1 protein-coding gene is annotated in these 463 nt (G+C 65.7%); it reads left to right on the top strand.

Annotation, left to right across the window (positions count from 1 at the left end; all coding sequences use genetic code 11):
• The coding region (locus AB4Y42_RS44215) for a hypothetical protein (protein ID WP_368697894.1) at positions 1 to 463 on the top strand (463 nt) is incomplete at both ends.

The following is a 463-nucleotide window of genomic DNA, read 5'->3' as shown; positions in this document are numbered from 1 at the left end:
CCTGCGCCGGCTGCGTCGGGGGACAGTTCGCTGAGACCGCAGGACTTGCCCGAATACGTCGCGGCTTCCCGGCTTGTCGACAATGCGGCGCAAACCGAGCGGCTGATCTCCCGCTATAACGAGCTCGTGCAGGAACGCAGCGGCAACGTTGCGACGCTGGCTCTGGTGATGCGCGAGGTGGCGGGCACCAATCTCTTGCCGGAGCACGTTCCGCAGCGCACCGAGCTCGACGATGCCGTCAGCGAAACGGCTGTCGAGAATGGCGCGATTTCGTTCGCGGGCAAAGACGCCATCGATGCGCGGCAACGCGCGAGCGCCTGCTTCGAGGAAAGCTTCGACGCGTGGTTCGACCGCGTATACGCCGATTCGACACTGACGGCGAATGCGGCTCAGATCCAGGCGATGCTTGCAAATCTCCGCGCCCCTGGCGCCGTGCCTACAGACACCACGCTCGCCGCGCTCG

Source organism: Paraburkholderia sp. EG286B (assembly GCF_040965655.1).
Lineage (GTDB): Bacteria > Pseudomonadota > Gammaproteobacteria > Burkholderiales > Burkholderiaceae > Paraburkholderia.
This window is presented reverse-complemented; position numbering and strand designations above follow the sequence as displayed.